The sequence below is a fragment of the Acidovorax bellezanensis genome, from assembly GCF_025421555.1.
In the GTDB taxonomy this organism is placed as follows: Bacteria; Pseudomonadota; Gammaproteobacteria; order Burkholderiales; family Burkholderiaceae_C; genus Comamonas; species Comamonas bellezanensis.
Genome location: NZ_JAODYH010000001.1, coordinates 493,377 through 515,514, shown reverse-complemented (window position 1 = coordinate 515,514; position 22,138 = coordinate 493,377). Strand labels below are relative to the sequence as shown.

14 protein-coding genes are annotated in these 22,138 nt (G+C 67.6%); 13 read left to right on the top strand and 1 reads right to left on the bottom strand.

Going from position 1 to position 22,138, the window contains the following annotated elements; all coding sequences use genetic code 11:
- The first annotated feature begins 32 nt into the window (after positions 1 to 32).
- The 13 genes from N0K08_RS02315 (at position 33) to N0K08_RS02255 (ending at position 21,090) form a co-directional block, all read left to right on the top strand.
- Positions 33 to 1,004 (top strand): Bug family tripartite tricarboxylate transporter substrate binding protein, encoded by a 972-nt coding sequence (locus tag N0K08_RS02315; protein ID WP_261498370.1) that lies wholly within the window; start codon positions 33 to 35, stop codon positions 1,002 to 1,004.
- A gap of 173 nt (positions 1,005 to 1,177) precedes the next feature.
- On the top strand, positions 1,178 to 7,105 hold the full coding sequence (locus N0K08_RS02310; RefSeq protein WP_456301225.1) for an alpha-2-macroglobulin family protein: 5,928 nt from the start codon (positions 1,178 to 1,180) through the stop codon (positions 7,103 to 7,105).
- 133 nt (positions 7,106 to 7,238) lie between these two features.
- Positions 7,239 to 8,285, top strand: a complete 1,047-nt coding sequence (locus tag N0K08_RS02305; RefSeq protein WP_261498369.1) for an ABC transporter ATP-binding protein — start codon at positions 7,239 to 7,241, stop codon at positions 8,283 to 8,285.
- Positions 8,286 to 8,367: 82 nt separating this feature from the next.
- Positions 8,368 to 9,654 (top strand): ABC transporter substrate-binding protein, encoded by a 1,287-nt coding sequence (locus tag N0K08_RS02300; RefSeq protein WP_261498368.1) that lies wholly within the window; start codon positions 8,368 to 8,370, stop codon positions 9,652 to 9,654.
- A 22-nt stretch (positions 9,655 to 9,676) separates the two neighbouring features.
- Positions 9,677 to 10,594, top strand: a complete 918-nt coding sequence (locus N0K08_RS02295; RefSeq protein WP_261498476.1) for a carbohydrate ABC transporter permease — start codon at positions 9,677 to 9,679, stop codon at positions 10,592 to 10,594.
- A complete protein-coding gene (locus N0K08_RS02290) occupies positions 10,591 to 11,454 on the top strand; it encodes a carbohydrate ABC transporter permease (RefSeq protein WP_261498367.1) in 864 nt (287 codons plus the stop codon). Before N0K08_RS02295 ends, N0K08_RS02290 begins: the two co-directional genes overlap by 4 nt.
- A 76-nt stretch (positions 11,455 to 11,530) precedes the next feature.
- A complete protein-coding gene (locus tag N0K08_RS02285; protein WP_261498366.1) occupies positions 11,531 to 12,394 on the top strand; it encodes an endonuclease/exonuclease/phosphatase family protein in 864 nt (287 codons plus the stop codon).
- 73 nt (positions 12,395 to 12,467) lie between these two features.
- Entirely contained in the window at positions 12,468 to 14,666 is a 2,199-nt protein-coding gene (pbpC, locus tag N0K08_RS02280) for a penicillin-binding protein 1C (protein ID WP_261498475.1), read from the top strand.
- A 112-nt stretch (positions 14,667 to 14,778) separates the two neighbouring features.
- Positions 14,779 to 15,960 carry an alpha-hydroxy acid oxidase gene (locus tag N0K08_RS02275; protein ID WP_261498365.1) on the top strand — a complete coding sequence of 394 codons (1,182 nt, stop codon included), beginning with the start codon at positions 14,779 to 14,781 and terminating at the stop codon, positions 15,958 to 15,960.
- A 130-nt stretch (positions 15,961 to 16,090) separates the two neighbouring features.
- Positions 16,091 to 17,014, top strand: a complete 924-nt coding sequence (locus tag N0K08_RS02270) for a DMT family transporter (protein WP_261498364.1) — start codon at positions 16,091 to 16,093, stop codon at positions 17,012 to 17,014.
- 94 nt (positions 17,015 to 17,108) lie between these two features.
- Positions 17,109 to 18,281: a Y-family DNA polymerase gene (locus N0K08_RS02265; RefSeq protein ID WP_261498474.1), complete on the top strand. Its 1,173-nt coding sequence runs from the start codon at positions 17,109 to 17,111 to the stop codon at positions 18,279 to 18,281.
- A 72-nt stretch (positions 18,282 to 18,353) separates the two neighbouring features.
- On the top strand, positions 18,354 to 19,361 hold the full coding sequence (locus N0K08_RS02260) for a sensor domain-containing diguanylate cyclase (RefSeq protein ID WP_261498363.1): 1,008 nt from the start codon (positions 18,354 to 18,356) through the stop codon (positions 19,359 to 19,361).
- 169 nt (positions 19,362 to 19,530) lie between these two features.
- On the top strand, positions 19,531 to 21,090 hold the full coding sequence (locus tag N0K08_RS02255; RefSeq protein WP_261498362.1) for a methyl-accepting chemotaxis protein: 1,560 nt from the start codon (positions 19,531 to 19,533) through the stop codon (positions 21,088 to 21,090).
- A 118-nt stretch (positions 21,091 to 21,208) separates the two neighbouring features.
- Here N0K08_RS02255 and queF read toward each other — a convergent pair whose 3' ends face one another.
- Positions 21,209 to 22,054 (bottom strand): NADPH-dependent 7-cyano-7-deazaguanine reductase QueF, encoded by an 846-nt coding sequence (gene queF, locus N0K08_RS02250; protein WP_261498361.1) that lies wholly within the window; start codon positions 22,052 to 22,054, stop codon positions 21,209 to 21,211.
- Positions 22,055 to 22,138: the final 84 nt, after the last annotated feature.

Here is a 22,138-nt window from a genome sequence, read left to right as displayed (position 1 = left end):
CTGATCTGTTGATTCCATTGGAGTGCCCGTTCATGCACCTTTCGCGTCGCCGTCTTCTGTCCCACGCCGCTGCAGTCTCCGCCCTGTCCGTCTGGGGCGGGGCCCAGGCGGCTCCGCAGCCCATACGCATCCTGGTGGGCTTTCCGCCGGGCGGCGGCTCGGATGCGATTGCCCGTCTGCTGGCCGAAAAGCTGCGCGACGAGCTGGGCCAGCCCGTGCTGGTGGACAACCGCCCGGGTGCCGGGGGGCAGATCGCGGCGCAGTTGCTCAAGAGCGCGCCGGCCGATGGCCATACGCTGTTTCTGACGCACGACCACACCATCTCCATCCTGCCGCAGGTCATCAGGAAGCCGGGCTTCGATCCTGACCAGGACTTCGTGCCCGTGGTCGGCATTGCGACGTTCGTGAACGCACTGGCCGTGTCCAGCCAGACGCCGGCCAAGAACCTGGCCGAGTACGTGGAGTGGGTGCGTCAGCAGGGCGGCAAGAGCGCGGTGGGCATTCCCGCACCCGCGTCCACGCCCGAGTTTCTGGTCCAGCAGCTGTCGGCCCACTTCAAGCTCGATCTGGTGGCCGCGCCTTACCGCGGCAGCGCGCCCATGCTGGCCGACATGCTGGGCAACCAGATTCCGGCGGGCATAGGCGCGGTGCAGGACTTCATCGAGCACCAGCGCGCGGGCAAGCTGCGCGTGATCGCCGTGCTCGGTGACAAGCGCCAGGCAGCGATGCCGGAGGTGCCCACGCTGGCCGAGCAAGGCGTCAAGGGCTATGAAGACATGCCCTACTACGGCGTGTATGCGCCCAAGGGCACGCCTGCCGCTTTCATCGATAGCTTCTCGGCCGCCACGGCCAAGGTGTTGCAGATGCGGGATGTGCGCGAGCAACTGGTGGCGCTGGGCTTGACCGTGGGCCATATGACGCCGCAGCAGCTGGCCAAGCGCGAGCAGGCCTATACGCGTGCCTGGTCGGCCATCATCCGCAAGAGCGGCTACCAGCCGCAGTAGGCCGTCCGGCCTGGCAGCGGCGATACTGTCGCCGTGGAAAAGCCCTGCAGCTTCTGCAGGGTTTTTTTTTGAAAAATGGCCCCTGCACGCCGATCATCGACGAATGCGTCGCAAAACCGCAGCGGGCAGAACAAGACATCACCGGCCGAGCCGGGCCTAGAGGGGGAGAAGCCGTGGGAATCAAGCAATGGACAGGTGCCGCGCTGGCGCTGTGGGCTGGCAACGCGCTGGCGCTGGCCGTGGGGCAATTCAATCCCCAGGGTGAAGTGGCCAAGGTACAGCAGGTGCGCGTGCAGTTCGACAGTGCGGCCGTGCGCTTTGGCGACCCCAAGGCCGCGGCGCCGCTGCAATTGACCTGCAGCGACGCCCAGGCCGCGGCCGGCACGGGCCGCTGGACCAGCGAGCGCGAATGGGTGTTCGATTTCTCCAAGCCCCTGCCTCCGGGCGTACGTTGCACGGCCCAATTGCAGGCGGACTTGAAGTCGCCCACGGGCCAACTGCTGTCGGGGACCACGCGCTACCAGTTCAGCACCGGCGGCCCGCAAGTGCAGAGCATTCTGCCGTCGACCTACGAAGCCATCGATGAAGAGCAGTTCTTTGTACTGCGCTTCAACGGCGCCGTGGCGCGCGAGAGCCTGCTGGCCAACAGCTGGTGCGCCATGGAAGGTCTGGGCGAGCGCATTCCCCTGCGCTGGATTGACGGCGCCGAGCGCACGGCGCTGCTGAAGATGCGCGACTGGGGCAAGGCGGCCGCGGCGACGCCGCAGCAGTTCGCCACCCTGGCTTGCAACCGGCGTCTCACGCCTGGCGCCAAGCTGCGCCTGGTGCTGGGCAGCGGCGTCGCCACGCGCAGCGCCCAGGAATTTGCCTACAGCGTGCGCGAGCCGTTCGCGGCCGAAGTGCGCTGCGAACGCGAGAACGCCCAGGCCGCCTGCCTGCCGATACGTCCCATTCGGCTGTCGTTCAACGCCCCCGTGACGCGGGCCCTGGCCGAAGGCGTACGCCTGCAAGGCGGCGGCGGCACGCTCAAGCCGGTGTTCGACGAAGAGTCGGGCGCAAGCCCGGATCCCAAGGCGCTGGTCGAAGGCCTGCGCTTTGAAGGCCTCAAGGCGCAGACCAGCTACCAGTTGCAGCTGCCCAAGGGCTTCCAGGATGCGGCCGGACGGACTCTGCGCAATGCCGACGCTTTCCCCGTGACCGTGGCCACGGCCGACATGCCGCCGCTGGTTAAGTTCGCGGCTTCGCCTTTCGGCATCGTCGAGCGCTTTGCAGAAGGTCCCAACGGACCGGCCCTGCTGCCGGTGACCGTGCGCAAGGTGGAGGCCGCGCTGCAAGGCCAACGGCTGGAGCCGGGAGGCGCGGGCCAGGTCAGCCTGCTCGAAGCGCGCAGCGACGCCGACATCATTGCCTGGCTGCACAAGCTGCAGGACTACGACAGTGGCCAGGTGACGCGTGTCCAGGCCCAGCGCGACGTGCGCGGACCCCTGCCGCCGGTGATCGACCCGGATGACCGCAAGATGGTGGCGACGCGCATGCTGTCGCTGCTGGCCGGTCGCCCGCAAGCCCAGGCCATGGTGTTGCCCAGCGCGGTGGCCGGCGACCCTCGGCCCTTCGAAGTGGTCGGTATCCCTTTGAGTCCGGGCTTTCATGTGGTGGAAATCGCTTCGCCGCTGCTGGGCGCGGCCCTGCTCGACGAACGCTACGGCGCGCAGCGCAAGATGTATGTGCGCAGCTCGGCGCTGGTGACCAATCTGGCCGTGCATTTCAAGCTCGGGCGCGAGAACGCGGCCGCCTGGGTGACCACGCTGGACAAGGGCCAGGTGGTGGCCGGGGCCAAGGTCCAGGTGTCGGACTGCAATGGCAAGATGCTGGCCACGGCGGCCACCAATGCCCAGGGCGTGGCGATGCTTGAAGGCCTGTCGCCCGAGCCACCCCGCTGCCGCGGCGAAGGCTATCGCAACGCCGCCTATTTCGTCAGCGCGCGCGCGCAGACCGCGTCCGGGCCGGAGCTGGCTTTCGCCTGGAGCGACTGGCAGCGCGGCATCGAGCCCTGGCGCTTCAATGTGCCGACCAGCGCGAGCCGCCAGCCCGACATGCGCGGCCATACGGTGTTCGATCGCACGCTGCTGCGCGCCGGCGAAACCCTGGCCATGAAGCACTTTCTGCGTCAGCAGAACAGCCAGGGCCTGGCCTTGCCCGCGCAACAGCCCACGGAGTTGCGCATCACCCATATCGGCAGCGGCCAGAGCTACCGCCAGCCCCTGGTCTGGCGCAGCACGGGCAGCGGCGGCCTGAGCGCCGAAAGCCGCTTCGCCGTGCCCGCGGGCGCCAAGCTCGGCGAGTACGACGTGGAGCTGCGCGATGCGCAGGAGCCGTCGGGGTTTCGGCCCATCTCCAGCGGTGCTTTCCGCGTGGAGGAATTCCGCCTGCCGGTGTTCGAAGGCCGGGTCGGTCCGGCCGATGCCAAGCCGCTGGTGCGGGCCGAGACGCTGCCCGTGCAGGTGCAGCTCAACTACCTCGCGGGCGGACCGGCCGCGGGCCTGCCGGTGCGCGTGTCGGCGCTGGTGCGCCAGCATGCGCCGGTTTTTGCCGGCTATGACGACTTCCATTTCGGCCCGCCGCGCAAGGCCGCCGATGGCGCGCAAAGCGATGACGAAGAGGCCACGGCCAGCCAGGACACGCGCGTGATTGCCGATGCGCTGCCGCTGGTGCTGGACCGCCAGGGCGCGGGCAGCGTGAAGCTGACCTCGCTGCCGCGCGATCCCCAGGCGCGCGAGCTGCTGATCGAAGCCAGCTATGCCGACCCGAGCGGTGAAGTGCAGACGCTGCGCAGCACGCAGACGCTGTGGCCCGCGGCCGTGGTCGCGGGCATACAGGCCGAAAACTGGGTCTCGACGGCGCGCCAGATGCAGTTCCAGGCCTTGGCGCTGGGGCTGGACGGCAAGCCCCAGGCCGGGGTGGCGCTCAAGGTGCAGGCGCTGGCCCGCATCACCACCAGCAGCCGAAAGCGCCTGGTGGGCGGCTTTTACAGCTACGACAACCAGACCACGCTCAAGGACCTGGGCACGGTGTGCACCGGCAAGAGCGATCGCCAGGGGCGGCTGGTCTGCTCCACGAAGATAGACCAGGCGGGCGAAGTCGAGCTGGTGGTCACGGCGACCGACTCCGCGGGCAATGCGGCCCAGGCGGCGACTTCGGTCTGGGTCACGGGCCAGGGCGAGCTGTGGTTCGGCGGCGAAGACCATGACCGCATGGAATTGCTGCCCGAGCAGCGCAGCTACGCGCCCGGCGAGACCGCGCGCTTGCAGGTGCGCATGCCGTTTCGCCATGCGACGGCCCTGGTGGCCGTGGAGCGCGAAGGCATTCTGAGCACGCGCGTGGTGCAACTCGAAGGCGACAACCCGACGGTGGAGCTGAAGATCGAGGAAGGCTGGGGCCCCAACGTCTATGTGAGCGTGCTGGCGCTGCGCGGGCGCCTGCGCGAAGTGCCCTGGTACAGCTTCTTCACCTGGGGCTACCAGGCGCCGCGCGCCTGGTGGAATGCGTTCTGGCATGAAGGCCGCGAGTATGTGGCGCCGACGGCGCTGGTCGATCTGAGCCGGCCCGCGTTCCGTCTGGGCATGGCCGAGCTCAAGGTCGACGCCGCCGCCCACCGTATCACGGTGCAGGTCAGTGCCGACCATGCCACCTACCCGGTGCGCGGAACGGCCCAGGTCACGATCTCGGCCAAGTTGCCCAATGGCCAGCCCGCGGCGGGCGCTGAAGTGGCGCTGGCTGCCGTGGACCAGGCCTTGCTGGAGCTGATGCCCAATACCAGTTGGAACCTGCTCGATGCCATGCTGCCGCGCCGCGCCTGGGGCGTGCAGACCGCCACGGCGCAGATGGAAGTCATAGGCCGGCGCCACTATGGCCGCAAGGCCGTGGCGGCCGGCGGCGGCGGCGGGCGCAGTCCGCGCCGCGAGCTGTTCGACAGCGTGCTGCTGTGGCAGCCCACGGTGGTGCTCGATGCCAAGGGCCAGGCCAAGGTCAGCGTGCCGCTCAACGATTCCTTGACCACGTTCGAGATCGTGGCCGTGGCCGATGCCGGCGCGCAGATGTTCGGCACGGGGCGCACCAGCATACGCAGCACCCAGGACCTGCAAATCATCAGCGGCCTGCCGCCGCTGGTGCGCGAGGGCGACCAGTTCCGCGCGCAGATCACCTTGCGCAATACCACCGACCGGGCGATGCAAGTGCAGGTGCAGCCGCGCGCCGCACCGCTGCAACCGGCTGCGCAGCGCATTGCCCTGGCCGCGGGCGCGTCGCAGGAAGTGTCCTGGGAGGTCACGGCGCCGACCGCGCCCGAAGCCGGCAGCGACCCGGCCGCGGGACTGGAATGGGAGATCCTTGCCCAGGATGTGACACCGGGTGCACCCGTGGCGCGTGATGCGATCCGCGTGCGCCAGCGCATCGAGGAGGCTGTGCCGTTGACGGTGCAGCAGGGCACGCTGGTGCAGATAGCGGGCCGCTGGCAACTGCCCGTGGCGCCGCCCGCCGATGCCCTGCCGGGGCGCGGCGGCCTGCGTCTGTCGCTGGCACCGCGCCTGGCCGACGGCCTGCCCGGTGTGCGCGACTGGTGGGCACGCTACACCTATACCTGTCTGGAGCAGGTCAGCAGCCGTGCGTTGAGCCTGGGCGATGCCACGCTGTGGCAGAAGATCAGCGCGCAAATGCCCGGCTATCTCGACGAAGACGGCCTGGCTTCGTACTTCCCGCCGAGCGCGGGCAGTATCCACCAGGGCAGCGATACGCTCACGGCCTATCTGCTGGCCGCCAGCCATGAGGCCGCGCGCCACGATCCTCAGCTGGCGCTGCCCGAGGCATTGCGCGCCTCCATGGAAAGCGGGTTGATCGCGTTTGTCGAGGGGCGTCTGACGCGCAGGGGCAGCAACCCGCGCAACGACCAGTCCCTGGACGTGCGCAAGCTCGCGGCCATCGAGGCCTTGTCGCGCCATGGCCGGGCGCAGCCGCGCATGCTGGACAGCGTGCGCATCACGCCCGCGCAGTGGCCTACCCATGCGCTGATCGACTGGGTGCAGATCCTGCAGCGCCTGCCCGAAGTGGCGCAGCGCGACCAGCGGCTGCAGGAGGCCAAGCAGCTGCTGCAAAGCCGCCTGTCCTACCAGGGCAGCCAGGTGGTGTTCAGCACCGAGAAGGACGACAACTGGTGGTGGCAGATGCAGGGCGCGGACAGCAATGCCGCCCGCCTGTTGCTGACCGGGCTGTCCTTGCCTGACTGGAAGGACGACGTGCCGCGCCTGGCCCAGGGCCTGATCGCGCGCCAGCGCGGCGGTGCCTGGTCCACGACCACGGCCAACTTCTGGGGCGCGATGGCGCTGCAGGACTTCTCGCGCAAGCGTGAAAGCACGCCGGTCTCGGGCCGCACCGAAGCCCAGTTGGGCACGCACAGCGTGGCCAAGGACTGGAGCGCGGCGAAAGCGCCGGCGACAACGGCGCCCCTGGGTGCGACTTCGTTGGGAGCCAAGCAGCCTCTCACCGCGGGAATGTTCCTGCCCTGGGCAGCCGGTCCGCTGACCGTCACGCACGAAGGCCATGGCCAGCCCTGGCTGAGCTTGCAGGCCGTGGCCGCCGTGCCGCTGAAGAAGCCCTTCAACGCCGGCTACGCGGTGCGCAAGACCGTGACACGCATCACGCCGTCGTCGCTGCCCGCGGGTGAATACCGGCGCGGCGATGTGCTGGAAGTGACGCTGGAAGTCACGGCCTCGGCCGACATGGGCTGGGTGGCCGTCACCGATCCGATTCCCGCGGGCGCGACCATTCTGGGCAGCGGCCTGGGCCGCGATTCGGAGATCGCCCAGCAGGGCGGGGGCGACAGCGGCGATGGCGAGACGGGCCGGCCGACGTTCGAGGAGCGCAGCTTCTCGTCGTGGCGCGGCTACTACGAGTGGCTGCCGCGCGGCAGTTTCAAGACCCGCTACCGCGTGCGGCTGAGCAACATCGGCGCATTCGCGCTGCCGCCCACGCGCGTCGAAGCGCTGTATGCGCCGGAGATGTTTGGCGAAACGCCCAACGCACCGGTGAAGGTGGTGGCTGCGCCGTAAACGGCGCCATGGATCGCAGGGCCGGGAGGCCCTGCGGTTTACAAAGATGACCGTCACCGGACTTTCGTGACTTCAGGGCAAGCACCTAGAAAATTGACATCCATCCGTCACATGACCTGCCTAGACTTGGGCCATGTCCTTGATCGAACTCGACGGTGTCGCAAAGTCCTGGGGTGCAACGACGGCGCTGCGCGCCATCCATCTGCGCATTGAACCGGCAACTTTCTGCGTGCTGCTCGGGCCTTCGGGCTGCGGAAAATCGACCACGCTGCGCATCATCGCGGGCCTGGAAACGGCCAGCGTCGGCAGCGTGCGCATTGACGGGCGCGACGTGACCCATCTGCCGCCCGCGCAGCGCGGCATTGCCATGGTGTTCCAGAACTACGCGCTGTTTCCGCACCTCACGGTGGCGGAGAACATAGGCTTTGGCCTGTCGGTGCGCAAGGTGCCGGCGGCGGAAGCTGCGCGGCGCCTGGCCGAGTCCGCCGAGCTGCTGGGTCTGACGGGTTTGCTGGACCGCCGGCCGGGCCAGTTGTCGGGCGGGCAGCAGCAGCGAGTGGCCCTGGGCCGGGCCCTGGTGGCGCAGGCCAAGGTCTGCCTGATGGACGAACCCCTTTCCAACCTGGACGCTCAGCTGCGCCAGGAAATGCGCAGCGAGCTGCGCGAATTGCAGCAGCGCCTGGGCCTCACGGTGGTCTATGTGACGCACGACCAGGCCGAGGCCATGAGCATGGCCGATCAAGTGGTCTTGCTGCACCAGGGCCAGGTCGAGCAGTGCGCCACGCCGCGCGACATGTATGCGCGCCCGGCGAGCCGTTTTGCTGCGCGCTTCATAGGCACGCCGGCCATGAATCTGATCGCCCTCGAAGACGGCCGGATTGCCGGCAGCAGCGTCGCCGTGGGCGGCGGCGGAGCACGGACCATGGGCTTGCGCCCCGAAGCCATAGCGGTGCTGCAGAGCAGCGCCGAAGGCCCGTCCGTGCCGGCCGAAGTGGTCGGCCAGGAATACCTGGGCGCCGACCTGGTGCTGCGCTGCCAGGTGGGCCGCGAAGTGCTCACGGTGCGTGCCCCCGGCCCGCAGCAGGTGGCGACGGGCGCGCATGTGCGCCTGCACTGGCAGGCCGCGGATACGCACTTCTTCGGTAGCGACGGCCTGCGCCTGGGCGCACTGGCCGACTGAACCCAATCCCCCGGATTTTGGCCACAGCGGCGGCACTGCCAACGCCTGGCTGTTGATCGGATTTTCTCTCTCTGGAGTCGACATGCAACGCAAGACTTTTCTCACCTCCTTGGCCCTGGCCGGCACTTTCGGCGTTCTGGGCTCTGCCCACGCCCAGGCGCAGGTGGAAGTGCCGTTCTACTATCCGGTCGCCGTGGGCGGCGCCATCGCCAAGACCATCGATGGCTTTGCGGCGGAGTTCATGAAGACCCACCCGCATATCAAGGTCACGCCGATCTACGCGGGCACCTACCAGGAAACCATCGTCAAGGCGCTCACCGCGCACAAGTCGGGCAAGCCGCCCGCCACCTCGGTGCTGCTGTCGACCGACATGTTCACGCTGATCGATGAGGACGCGATCGCGCCCATAGATCAGTTCGTCAAGACCGACGCCGACAAGGCCTGGCTCAAGGGCTTCTACCCGGCCTTCATGGCCAACAGCCAGTCGGGCGGCAAGACCTGGGGCGTGCCTTTCCAGCGCTCCACCGTGGTGATGTACTACAACAAGGACTTGTTCAAGCAGGCCGGCCTGGATCCGAACCGCGCGCCCCAGACCTGGAAAGAACTCAGTGAAGCGGCGCAGAAGCTGACCATCAAGGACGCCAGCGGCAAGGTCACGCAGTACGGCATCCAGATCCCGTCCACCGGTTTTGCCTACTGGATGCTGCAGACGCTGACCACGCCCAATGGCGTGCTGCTGGCCAACGACTCCGGCACCAAGGTCACGTTCGACCATCCCAAGGTGATCGAGGCACTGGACTACTGGGTCAATCTGACGCGCCAGGGCGTGCACCCCAGCGGCGTGGTCGAGTGGGGTACGACGCCCAAGGATTTCCTGGAGAAGAAGGCGGCCATCATCGTCACCACCACGGGCAATCTGACCAACCTCAAGGCCAACGCCAAGTTCGATTTCGGCGTGGGCCAGATCGCCGGCAACCTGCGCAAGGGCTCGCCCACGGGCGGCGGCAATTTCTACATTTTCAAGAAGGCGCCCGCGGCCCAGCAGCAGGCGGCTTTCGAGTTCATCCAATGGGTGACCCAGCCCGAGCGCGCGGCCCAGTGGAGCATGGACACGGGCTATGTGGCCGTGTCGCCCGCGGCCTACGAAACGCCGGTGCTCAAGAAGTACGGCCAGGAGTTCCCCCCGGCCCTGGTGGCGCGTGACCAGCTGCCGGTGTCGGTGGCCGAGTTCTCGACCCACGACAACCAGCGCGTGACCAAGCTGCTCAACGACGCCGTCCAGGCCACGCTCAATGGCAGCAAGACTTCGACCCAGGCCTTGAAGGATGCCCAGCGCGAAGCCGATCGCCTGCTGCGCAGCTACCAGTAAGACCATGGCCGCGGGAATGAACATGGCGTCGGGCGCCGCTGCGCGGGGCGCCGCTGCGCCGCGCGCAGCCATCAGTCAACACGCGCTGCATGCCTGGCTCCTGCTGCTGCCGGCCCTGGTGCTGCTGGTGTCGTTCACGCATTGGCCGGCCCTGGCCACGCTGATCGACAGCTTCTTCTCCACGCCGCGCGGCAGCCGGCCCGGCCAGTGGGTCGGGCTGGAAAACTACCAGGTGATGGCAGACGACCCGGTGTTCTGGCAGGCGGTGCGCAACAACCTGTGGTTCGCCGGCGCCACCATTCCGCTGTCCATTGGCCTGGCGCTGGGCATGGCGCTGTGGGTCAACGAGCGCATGCACGGCCGTGCCTTTCTGCGCATGGCCTATTTCACGCCCACGGTGCTGCCGATGATCGCCGTGGCCAACATCTGGCTGTTCTTCTATACGCCGCAATACGGTTTGCTGGAGCAGATCACCGGCGCCCTGGGTTTGCCGTCGCACAACTGGCTCGGTGACCCGGCCACGGCCCTGGCCTGCATCACGCTGGTCGCGGTGTGGAAGGAGGCCGGCTTCTTCATGATTTTCTATCTGGCGGCGCTGCAGACGCTCAACCCCAGTCTCAAGGAGGCGGCGGCGATCGAAGGTGCGTCGCGCTGGTACTACTTCCGGCGCGTGCAGTGGCCGCTGTTGATGCCGACCACGCTGTTCGTGCTGGTCAATGCCGTGGTCAATGCTTTCCGGCTGGTCGACCATGTGTTCATTCTGACGCGCGGCGGCCCGGACAACGCCACCAGCCTGCTGCTCTACCACCTCTACGAAGTCGGCTTCAAGTTCTGGGACAGCGGCTATGCCGCGGCCATCACCGTGGTGCTGGTGGTGGTGCTGGCCAGCGTCGCGCTGCTGCAGTTCTTCGTGCTGGACAAGAAAGTGCATTACCAATGAGTGCCGCCCAAGAATCCTCGTCCAGGCAGCGCGCGCGCGCCCAGGGCCCGGCGCTGTACAGCGTGTCGTGGCTGGACACGGCCGCCGCCTGGCTGCTGGCGCTGCTGTGGATACTGCCGCTGGTCTATGCGGTCTGGACGGCCTTCCATCCGGCCGAATTTTCCACGCGCTTCGATCTCACCGCGCCCTGGACGCTGGAGAACTTCCGCCATGCCTGGCAGGCCGCGCCGTTCGCGCGCTACTTTCTCAACACCACGCTGCTGGTGGGCATGATCCTGGCCGCGCAGATGGTGCTCAGCACGCTGGCCGCCTATGCGTTTGCACGCTACGAATTCCGCGGCAAGAACGTGGCCTTCGCGCTGGTGCTGGTGCAGTTGATGATCATGCCGGACATCCTGCTGGTGGAGAACTACCAGACCATGGCCCGGCTGGGTCTGGTCGACAGCCTGCTGGCCATAGGCCTGCCGTACTTCGCGTCGGCCTTTGCCATCTTCTTGCTGCGCCAGACTTTCATGGGCATTCCCAAGGAGCTCGACGAAGCCGCGCGCGTCGAAGGTGCCACGGCCCTGCAAACCCTGTGGCGCGTCTATGTGCCGCTGGCCAGGCCGGTGTACACGGCCTTCGCCCTGGTCTCGATCAGCTTTCACTGGAACAACTTCCTGTGGCCGCTGATCATCACCAACAGCGTGGAGTCACGCCCGCTCACCGTGGGCTTGCAGGTGTTTTCCTCGGTGGAGCAGGGCGTGGAATGGTCGACCATCACTGCCGCGACGCTGATGACTTCGGCCCCGCTGCTGATCGCTTTCCTGCTGTTCCAGCGCCAGTTCGTGCAAAGCTTCATGCGCGCGGGCATCAAGTAGATCCGGTGGGTGCGGCGGCTGAAATGGCGGCGTTGACTGGCTTGAAATGGCACCGTCCTGGGGGTGTAATACAGGCATGAACATCCTCACCTGGAATACCCAGTGGTGCTGTGGCCTGGACGGTCTGGTCAGCCCGCAACGCATCATCGAGCGCGCGCGTGATCTGGTCGATGCCGACGTGCTGTGCCTGCAGGAAATCGCCGTCAACTACCCCGGTCTGCAAGGCGGCCCCGGCGACCAGCTGACGCAGCTGCAGGACCTGTTGCCAGGCTGGCAGCTGTTTTTCGGCGCGGCCGTCGACGAGTTCACCACGGCCGGGCGCCAGCGCTTTGGCAATCTGATCGCGACCCGCCTGCCGGCCTTGCAGGTCCAGCATTACCCCTTGCCGTACCCGGCCGACGCGGGCGTGCGCAGCATGCCCCGCATGTGCACCGTGGTCACGGTGATGGACGCGCGCTTGGGCGCGGTGCGCGTCATGACCACCCACCTCGAGTACTACTCCAAACGCCAGCGCATGGCCCAGGCCCAGGCGCTGCGCAGCCTGCACCTGGGGGCCTGCGCCCAGGTCGACGCCAGGCCCCAGGACAGCCGCGATGGCTCGCCGTTCCAGACCAAGGCGCATACGCCGCATGCCGTGCTGTGCGGCGACTTCAACTTCGAACGCCATGAGCCCGAGTACGGGGCGCTGACGGCGCCCTGGGCCATGGGCGAAGAGGGCGCGCTGCAGCCGGGCCAGTGGCATGACAGCTGGCATCTGCTGCATCCGGATACGCCGCAGCCGTCGACTTTCAAGCTATTCGACCGCAGCTACGGGCCCGAACCCGTGGCCTGCGATTTCATGCTGGTCAGCGACAGCCTGAGCACGCGGGTGCGCGACTGGCAGACGGACAGCAACACCCAGGCATCCGACCACCAGCCCGTGGCTTTGACCCTGGGCTGAAGGTCCGCGCGCAGCCCGTTCTGGGGTACAACTGCGCATGCTGATTTTTCGCAATTCGTGGTGGCCCAATGCAATGCGCGCAGCGCTGTTGTGGGGCGCCGCTTGCTCGGCCGCCTGGGCCTTGCCGACTTTCGAGGAAGTGCGCAGCGCGCACCGCCCGTCCGAAACCCTGCTGCTGTCGCGCGAAGGTGAAGTGCTGCAGCGCCTGCGCACCGATGCCAGCGTGCGCCGTGGCGAGTGGGTCGCGTTGCAGGACATTTCCCCGGCGCTGCGCACGGCCCTGCTGCTCAGCGAAGACCAGCGCTTCTACGAACACAGCGGCGTGGACTGGGCCGCGGTTTCGTCGGCCGCCTGGGGCCGGCTGTGGCACCAGCGCACGCGCGGCGCGAGCACCATCAGCATGCAGCTCGCGGGCCTGGTCGACGGCGACTGGCGCCGCGGACCCGGTGGGCGCAACGTGGTGCAAAAGCTGGGCCAGACCGTGGTCGCCCAGGTGCTGGACCGCCGCTGGCGCAAGGACCAGATCCTCGAAGCCTATCTGAACCTGGTGCCGTTTCGTGGCGAGCTGGTGGGCATAGATGCGCTGGCGCGCACGCTGTTCGGCAAGGCCGCCCACGGCCTGGACGCGCGCGAAGCGGCCGTGGCGGCGGTGCTGGTGCGCGCGCCCAATGCGACGCCCGCGCGCGTGGCGCGGCGGGCCTGCGCGCTGCTGGAGCAACAGGCGCAATCTGTCGACTGCGAGGCGCTGCAGCTGTTCACCGAAAGCAGCCTGCAGCAGCGGCGCTGGCCGGCCTCCGAAGGCTGGGCGCCGCATTTCGCGCGCCGGGTGCTGGCCGAGCAGGTCGCGCCCGCTGGCGAGCTGCCGGCGCAACTGCGCAGCACGCTCAGCGCGCCGCTGCAGCGTGAGGCCATGCGCAGCCTGCAGCAGCATTTGCGCGAACTGCAAGGGCGCAATGTGGAAGACGGCGCGGCGCTGGTGCTGGACAACGCCACGGGCGAAGTGCTGGCCTGGGTAGGCTCTTCGGGCGCCTTGAGCCAGGCCGGCGAAGTCGACGGCGTGCTGGCCCTGCGCCAGCCGGGCTCCACGCTCAAGCCCTTTCTCTATGCCCAGGCGCTGGCCGAACGGCGGCTCACGGCGGCTTCGCTGATCGAAGATTCGTCGGCCCACATTTCCACGCCGGGCGGCCTCTACATCCCGCAAAACTACGACCGGCGTTTCAAGGGCTGGGTGTCGGTGCGCACGGCGCTGGCCGCCTCGCTCAATGTGCCCGCGGTGCGCACGCTGGCCATGGTCTCGCCCGATGCCTTTTTCGCGCAGTTGCGCGCCCTGGGCATGCCGCTGCGCGAAAGCGGCGGCTACTACGGCTACAGCCTGGCGCTGGGCAGCGCCGAAGTGCCTTTGCTGCAGCTGACCAATGCCTACCGCGCGCTGGCCAATGGCGGCTGCTGGCGGCCGGTAGCCGCGGGCCGGCTGGCAGCGGCGCGGCCCACGGGGGCTTGCACGCCGGTGCTCGATCCGCGCGCGGCCTTCATCGTCGGCGACATCCTGTCCGACGGCAATGCACGCGCACCCACGTTCGGCACCGACAGCCTGCTGGCCACGCGTTTCTGGACGGCCGTCAAGACCGGCACCAGCAAGGACATGCGCGACAACTGGGCCGTGGGCTGGTCGCAGGATTACACCGTCGGTGTCTGGGTCGGCAACGCGGGCGGCGCCGCCATGCATGGCGTCAGCGGCAGCAGTGGCGCTGCGCCCATCTGGGCCGAGCTCATGGCCCTGTTGCATGCCCGGCGCCCCAGCCGCGCACCCCAGCCACCGGCCGCCACCGCCCAGCGGCCGGCGCTGCTGCGCGCTGCCGTGCGCTATGGCGCCGATCCGGCCACGGGCCAGCCGCTGGCGAGCACGCGCAGCGAGTGGTTTTTGCCGGGAACGCAGCAGGAGCTTTTTGCCTTGGAGCAGGGCGCGGTGCAGACGGGCGCCGTGCCGGCCGCGGAGCCTGTCCAGGCGCGAATTCTGCGCCCTGCCTCCGGCACAATCGTGGCGCTGGACCCGGACATTCCACCCGATAGACAGCGCCTGCAGTTCGCCGCGCGGCTGGCCACGGGCGACGCGCGCGCGCTGCGCTGGCTGCTCGACGGCAAGGAAGTGGGTCGCGGCCTGCACTGGGCCGGTCTGCCCTGGCCCGGCCGCCACCGCATGGAGCTGCGCGATGCCAAGGGGCAGTTGCTCGACAGCGTGACCTATGAAGTGCGGGGTGCCGGGGTGCGCTGAAGCCGGTCAGGCTGAACAAATTTTCACGCCCGACAAAATGCTTTCAACGCGGCGACGTACACAGCGCGGTCCGCGCGGCTTACGATGCAGCCTGTTCAGAAAAGGGCATACAGTGGCATCCGATCTCTCCAAAATTACCTGCATCGAAGACCTGCGCGCCGTCGCCGAACGCCGCGTGCCGCGCATGTTCTACGACTATGCGGATTCGGGCTCCTACACCCAGGGCACCTACCGCGCCAATGAAGACGACTTCCGGGGCATCAAGCTGCGCCAGCGCGTGGCCGTGAACCTCAGCGGCCGCAGCACGCGCACCACCATGCTGGGCCAGGACGTGGCCATGCCGGTGGCGATTGCGCCCACGGGCCTCACGGGCATGCAGCATGCCGACGGCGAAATCCTGGGCGCGCGCGCGGCCAAGGCTTTCGGCATTCCGTTCACGCTGTCGACCATGAGCATCTGCTCGCTCGAGGACGTGGCCCAGGCCACGGACCGCCACCCGTTCTGGTTCCAGCTGTATGTGATGCGTGACCGCGAATACATAGAGAACCTGATCGACCGCGCCAAGGCCGCGAACTGCTCGGCGCTGCAGATCACGCTCGATCTGCAGATCCTGGGCCAGCGCCACAAGGACATCAAGAACGGCCTGTCGACGCCACCCCGGCCGACGCTCAAGAACCTGATCAATCTCGCGACCAAGCCGCACTGGTGCCTGGGCATGCTGGGCACGAAGCGGCGCACTTTCGGCAACATCGTGGGCCATGCCAAGGGCGTGACCGACCTGTCCTCGCTGTCGTCGTGGACGGCCGAGCAGTTCGATCCCCAGCTCAACTGGGGTGACGTCGAATGGATCAAGAAGCGCTGGGGCGGCAAGATCATTCTCAAGGGCATCATGGATGCCGAAGACGCGCGCCTGGCCGTGGACAGCGGCGCCGACGCGCTGGTCGTGAGCAACCATGGCGGCCGCCAGCTCGACGGCGCGCCTTCGTCGATCGCGGCCCTGCCATCCATCGTGGAGGCCGTGGGCAAGAACATCGAAGTCTGGATGGACGGCGGCATCCGCAGCGGCCAGGACGTGCTCAAGGCGCGTGCGCTGGGCGCGCAAGGCACCTTGATCGGTCGCAGCTTTCTCTACGGCCTGGGCGCCTACGGCCAGGCCGGCGTGACACGCGCGCTGGAGCTGATCCAGCGCGAGCTCGACACCACCATGGCGTTCTGCGGCCGCACGCACATCGATCAGGTCGATCACTCCATCCTGCTGCCGGGCAGCTACCCCTTGTCATTCCCTTCGGCCTGAGCGCCCAGGAGCGCCGCCGCAGCAATCGTTGATCGCTGCGGCCTGCCTCGCCAAAAGCGCTGACGCGCGCCAGCGCGGGGCACTATGCTCGGCACAGGGGGTGTCCACCCCGATTTCTGTTGTCTGATGCATGACCTCTTCCCTGATTGATTCGACCTGGCTGTGGGTGCCTCTCGTGCTGTTTGCGGCCCTGGCCCAGACCGCGCGCAATGCGGCCCAGCGTTCCCTGACCCAAGCCATTGGCACCTTGCCGGCGACCATGGTGCGGTTTCTCTACGGCCTGCCGTTCGCGCTGCTGTGGCTTGGGTTGCTGTACTGGCTGACCCCGCGCGCGCTGCCGCAGTTCAGTCTGGTTTATCTGGGCTGGATTGCACTCGGCGCGCTGTTCCAGGTGGGGGGCACGGCCATGCTGCTGCTGGCCATGCGGGAGCGCAATTTCGCCGTGGCGGTGACGCTGTCCAAGACCGAAGTGCTGCAGGTGGCCTTGTTCGCCACCGTGTTCCTGCACGAGCTGCCGACGGCGCTGTCCGTGGTGGCCATGGTGACCGCCACCGTGGGCGTGCTGGTGCTGTCGCTGCCTTCGCGCGACAAGCGCTGGTCGCTGTCCGCCTGGTTCAGTCGCTCGGCGCTTTACGGCCTGGCCTGCGGTGCCTTCTTCGCGGTGGCGGCCATCGGCTTTCGTGGCGGCGCGCTGGCGCTGGGCGAATCCGTGCCGTGGATCAACGGCGCCTGGGGCGTGGTGCTGGCGCAGACCCTGCAGTCCATCGTGCTCGGTGGCTGGGTGGCCTGGCGCCATCCGGGTGGCCTGGCGCCGGTGTGGCGCGCCTGGCGGGTGTCGCTGATCGCGGGCAGCATGGGCGCTGCCGCATCCATGGCCTGGTTCAGCGCCTATGCCATGCAGGGCGCGGCCCAGGTGCGCACGCTGGGCATGGTCGAAGTGGTGTTCAGCTACCTGGTGTCGCGCCGCGTGCTCAGCGAGCCGCTGAGCTGGCCGGAAAAAATCGGCATGCTGCTGATGCTCATCGGATTGGTCTTGGTGACGCTGGAGTATTGACGGCGCGCCGGCATCGGCGCGCTCCTGCACGCACAATCTCGGTGTGACCGCTTCCGCCGAATCGCCCCTGCCGCGCCGCATTGCCCATCTCGACATGGACGCGTTCTTTGCGTCGGTCGCGTTGCTGCGCTACCCCCAGCTCAAGGGCCTGCCGCTGGTGATTGGCGGCGGGCGCCGCGCACCCGATGACGCGCTGGCGCGGCGCTTCGCGGGCCAGCCCCTGGCCGATATTCCCGCCGAGGCTTTTCCGCTGCTCAAGGATTACACGGGACGCGGGGTGATCACCACCGCGACCTATGCGGCGCGCCAGTTTGGCGTGGGTTCGGCCATGGGCATGATGAAGGCCGCACGGCTGTGCCCCCAGGCCATCGTGCTGCCTGTGGACTTCGAGGAAGTGCGCCGGTACTCGCGCATGTTCAAGGAAGTCATCCTGGAAATCGCTCCCCAGATGCAGGACCGTGGTGTGGACGAGGTCTACATCGACTTCACGGACGTTCCCGGCGGGCAGCGCCAAAGCGGGCGGGTGCTGGCCCGGCTGATCCAGAAGAGCATCCATGAGGCCACGGGCTTGACCTGCTCCGTCGGCGTGGCGCCCAACAAGCTGCTGGCCAAGATGGCCAGCGAGTTCAACAAGCCCAACGGCATCTCCATCGTTCATGAGCAGGATCTGCAGTCCATGATCTGGCCCTTGCCCTGCCGCAAGATCAACGGCGTGGGCCCCAAGAGCGACCTGAAGCTGAGCGAACTGGGCATTCACACCATCGGCGACCTGGCGGCCCGGTCGCGGGACTTTTTGGTCGATCGCTTCGGGCAGAGCTACGGCGCCTGGCTGCACGACGCTGCCTGGGGGCGCGACGACAGGCCGCTGGAAACCAGCAGCGAGCCGGTGTCCATGAGCCGCGAGACCACGTTCGAGCGCGACTTGCACGCAGTCCATGACAAGGAAGTCCTGGGGGCCATCTTCACGCGCCTGTGCGAGCAGCTGGCGGCGGACTTGCAGCGCAAAGGCTATGCCGGGCGCACGGTCAGCATCAAGATCCGTGACGACCAGTTCAAGACCGCGACGCGCAATCACACCCTGGCCGCACCCGTCGACACGGCGGCCGCGATCCGGCGTGCGGCAGGCCTGGCGCTCAAGCGCGCGCCGCTGGCCAGGCCGCTGCGGCTGCTGGGCGTCAAGGTGGACGCCTTGATTGCGCGCAGCGCCCTGGACCAGGCCGACCTGGTTGCCGCCCCGCCGGAATCCAGCCAGATCAACCTGTTCTAGCCGCCCGGTATGGCCGCCCCGGGTCTACGGATTTTTCGCGCAGCAGTGTCGGCTGCAAGACAATAATGGGGCATGGAGCCTTTACTCGATCACCTGTCCGTGACTGTCACGACGGCCAAGACCCTGGAAGATTTGTCGCGGCCACTGCTGGAAATGCTGGCTTCGGTCACCGGAATGGAGTCCACCTACCTGACGACCATCGACTTGGCGCACAACATCCAGCATGTGCTGTATGCGCGCAATGTCAGCCAGATGCAGATTCCCGAAGGGCTGTCCGTGCCCTGGGGCGATACGCTGTGCAAGCGGGCCCTGGATGAGCAACAGTCGTTCTCCAACGATGTGGATCTGCGCTGGGGCGATTCCGACGCGGCGCGCGCCTTGCAGATCCAGACCTATCTGAGCACGCCGGTGCGCCTGACCGATGGCGCCTTGTACGGCACCTTGTGCGCTGCCAGTTCCGAGCGGCACGCGCTGCCGGAACAGGCCCGGCATATCCTGTCGCTGTTCGCCACCTTGATTGCACAGCACGTCGAGCGCGAGCAACTGCTGGAGAACCTGATCGAGGTCAATACCCGGCTGGCCAGCTATGCCACCACGGATTCTCTGACGGGGCTGGCCAACCGCCGTGCACTGCTGCCAGCCCTGACGCGCTTGCTGGAGCAGGGGGCGCGGCGCGGGGATTCGGTGCTGGTGGCGTTTGTCGATCTGGATGGCTTCAAGGCCATCAACGACCGCCACGGCCATGATGTGGGCGACCAGTTCCTGATCGCCCTGGCCGCGCGTTTGTGCGGTCTGCTGCGCGCCGAGGACCTGGCGGCCCGCCTGGGCGGGGATGAGTTTGTGGTCATCGCCTTGGGGCCGGAGCGGCTCGACCTGCTGCCCGAGGCCCGGCAGGCCTTCCAGCAGCGGGTCTACCAGGCGACGCTAGGCGACTACCAGCTGGGTCCGCTGCTGTTGCACTACCCGGGCGCGAGTGTGGGCGTGCTGGGCGTGGCTCCTGGCACCCACAGTGCCGCGCAGGCGCTGCAAGCCGCGGATGCCGCCATGTACCAGATCAAGCAGGTACGCAGGGCGCGGTAGCTCTGAACGGCATCGGCGGCAGTAGCCGATCCTTCTACTGAGTTGCTGTGGTGGGTCGGAAAATTCCTTGTGCGATGATTGAGGGTTATGCTGTAACAAGCTGTATTTGCGGGCCATTGCAGTGCCCGCAAGTCATACCGATAAAAAGCGATTGCCAGGAGCTCAGTGCATGCGTGTCAACTTGCCCGTCACCCACAAAAACCATGATTTTCCTGACGGTGAGCTATTGGTCTCCACGACCAATACCAAGGGCGAAATTACCCATTGCAACCCGGCGTTCGCGCGCGTCAGCGGTTATTCCTATGACGAATTGATGGGCCAGCCGCACAACCTGGTGCGCCATCCCGACATGCCCGAGGCGGCTTTCAAGGACATGTGGCGCACCATCGCCCACGGCTACCCCTGGACGGGCCTGGTCAAGAACCGGCGCAAGAATGGCGACCATTACTGGGTCTGCGCCAACGTCACGCCCATCATGGAAAACGGCAAGCCGCGCGGCTATATGTCGGTGCGCACCAAGCCTGGCGCGGCCGCCGTGCAGGAGGCCGAAGCCCTTTACGCGCGCATGCGCGCCGAAGCCGCATCGGGCCAGGCCACGCTGCGTCTGCGCGGCGGTGAAGTGCGCCACCTCGGCTGGCGAGGGCTGGGCCATCTGGGGCAGGACCTGGGGCTGACGGCCAGGCTGGCGCTGATGCTGGCGGTGGTGGCCGTGCTGGCCTTGCTGCCCGATGTGCTGGGCTGGACCGGCCCGCTGGCCTGGGGCGTGCGCGCGGCCGTGCTGGCGCTGGGCATAGGCTGGGTGGTGTGGCGCTTTCATATGCGTTGCGCGGCCGGGCTCGAGGCCGCCGGGCGCTTTGCTTCCGATCTCGCGGGTTGCAACCTCACGACCGCGCCGGACGACCGCTACGCCGGGGCCATGGGCACCATGCTGCGCCGCATGCAGCAAATCCAGATCAATCTGCGCGCCGTGCTGGGCGATGTCTTGCGCGATGTCGAAGGCTTTGCCCAGACATCGCAGGAGATCGCCCAGGGCAGTGCCGACCTCGCCGGGCGCACCGAATCCCAGGCCACGAGCCTGCAGCAGACCGCGGCGTCGATGGAGGAGCTGTCGGGCACGGTGAGCCAGACGGCGGACACCGCCCAGCGCATGGCTGGCGAGAGCGAGCAAAGCACCCAGGTGGCCAGCCGCAGCGGCGCCGCCATCCAGGAAGTGGGCGCGGCCATGGAACGCATCCGTGGCTCGTCCACGCGCATGCGCGAAATCATTGGCGTAATCGAAAGCATTGCGTTCCAGACCAATCTGCTGGCGCTGAACGCGGCCGTGGAAGCCGCGCGCGCGGGCGAGCAGGGCCGTGGCTTTGCCGTGGTGGCGGGCGAAGTGCGCGCCCTGGCACAGCGCAGCGCGGCCTCGGCCAAGGAAATCGGCATGCTGATCAACAGCACCGTGGACGGCATCAATGACGGCAATGCGCGCATGGCCCAGGCCGGCGACACCATCCAGGGCATGGTCACGGCCGTGGACCGCGTGGGCAGCCTGGTGCACCAGATCAGCATTGCCACGCGCGAGCAGTCGCTGGGCATCAGCCAGGTCAATGTGGCCGTGGCCCAGCTCGATGCGGTGACGCAGCAGAACGCCGCCATGGTGGAGCAATCGGCCGAGTCCGCGGCTTCGCTGGGCAGCCGCGCGCAGATGCTGCGCCGCTCGGTGGCGGTGTTCAATCTGGATTGAAGTGAAGCACCCCCTGAGCCGCTGACGCGGCATGGGCCGGTCCCAAGACAAGAAAGTATCTGGGGGGCTCTCGCCCCCCAGCGCAGCTACGCGAAGCGAGTAAGCGTGGGGGCCCTATTCATTGCCTTGCGTTGCGGACGTTGGCCGGCAGGGCCTGGGCGTGGCTGGTGCGCAGGGGGTTGATGTCCAGGCCGCCGCGGCGCGTGTAGCGCGCATAGACCGACAGCTTCAGCGGCTCGCAGCGGCGCCAGATGTCCATGAAGATGCGCTCCACGCACTGCTCGTGGAATTCGTTGTGGTTGCGAAAGCTCACCAGGTATTGCAGCAGGCCTTCCTCGTCGATTTTCGCGCCGGTGTAGCGGATCTGCACGCTGCCCCAGTCGGGTTGGCCGGTGACCAGGCAATTGCTCTTGAGCAGGTTGCTGGTCAGCGTCTCCGTCACCGTGGGCTGGCTGGCGTCGGCGCGCAGCAGTTCGGGCGCGGGCGCGTAGTGCGTGCACTCCACATCCAGCCGATCCAGGTTGATGCCGTCGAATTCATGCACCTGCTGGCGGTCGAACATTTCGGGCAGCAGGATTTGCACGCCCACGGTGCCTGACTGCTCGCTGCCGCGCCAGACGGCTTCGCTCAGGTCGGCGCGCAGCCTTGCCTGGACTTCGCTGGCATCGGCAAAGCGGCTGTTGTTGAAGCTGTTGAGATAGAGCTTGAAAGACTTGCTCTCTATGAGCTGCGGCGTCTCGCAGGGCACGGTGATGTGGGCCAGTGCCACTTGCGGCTTGCCGCGCAGGTTCAGCCAGGACAGCTCGAACGCGGTCCAGAGGTCGGCGCCAAAAAAGGGCGGCGTGGCGCCCAGGCCCAGTTCGGCGCGCTTGGTGGCGCGGGGCAGGGGAAACAGCAGACTGGCGTCGTATTGGTCGATGTACGCAGAGGTCTTGCCCAGCTGCGAATGTTCAGGCGTGTTCATCACAAGATTCTCGAATAAAGCGGCGCAAGGCCGCTGGAGCAGGGGGCGGGGCGCATCCAGGGCGCGCCGCCAGATTCAGTTCAA

Bases quoted from the DNA above. Each gene is read 5' to 3' on its own strand.
- N0K08_RS02265 (WP_261498474.1), top strand. From the start codon at position 17,109: ATGGACGCGTTCTTTGCGTCGGTCGCGTTGCTGCGCTACCCCCAGCTC.
- N0K08_RS02295 (WP_261498476.1), top strand. From the start codon at position 9,677: ATGGCGTCGGGCGCCGCTGCGCGGGGCGCCGCTGCGCCGCGCGCAGCC.
- N0K08_RS02290 (WP_261498367.1), top strand. From the start codon at position 10,591: ATGAGTGCCGCCCAAGAATCCTCGTCCAGGCAGCGCGCGCGCGCCCAG.
- N0K08_RS02300 (WP_261498368.1), top strand. From the start codon at position 8,368: ATGCAACGCAAGACTTTTCTCACCTCCTTGGCCCTGGCCGGCACTTTC.
- N0K08_RS02285 (WP_261498366.1), top strand. From the start codon at position 11,531: ATGAACATCCTCACCTGGAATACCCAGTGGTGCTGTGGCCTGGACGGT.
- N0K08_RS02315 (WP_261498370.1), top strand. From the start codon at position 33: ATGCACCTTTCGCGTCGCCGTCTTCTGTCCCACGCCGCTGCAGTCTCC.
- N0K08_RS02255 (WP_261498362.1), top strand. From the start codon at position 19,531: ATGCGTGTCAACTTGCCCGTCACCCACAAAAACCATGATTTTCCTGAC.
- N0K08_RS02305 (WP_261498369.1), top strand. From the start codon at position 7,239: ATGTCCTTGATCGAACTCGACGGTGTCGCAAAGTCCTGGGGTGCAACG.
- queF (WP_261498361.1), bottom strand. From the start codon at position 22,054: ATGAACACGCCTGAACATTCGCAGCTGGGCAAGACCTCTGCGTACATC.
- pbpC (WP_261498475.1), top strand. From the start codon at position 12,468: ATGCGCGCAGCGCTGTTGTGGGGCGCCGCTTGCTCGGCCGCCTGGGCC.
- N0K08_RS02260 (WP_261498363.1), top strand. From the start codon at position 18,354: ATGGAGCCTTTACTCGATCACCTGTCCGTGACTGTCACGACGGCCAAG.
- N0K08_RS02270 (WP_261498364.1), top strand. From the start codon at position 16,091: ATGACCTCTTCCCTGATTGATTCGACCTGGCTGTGGGTGCCTCTCGTG.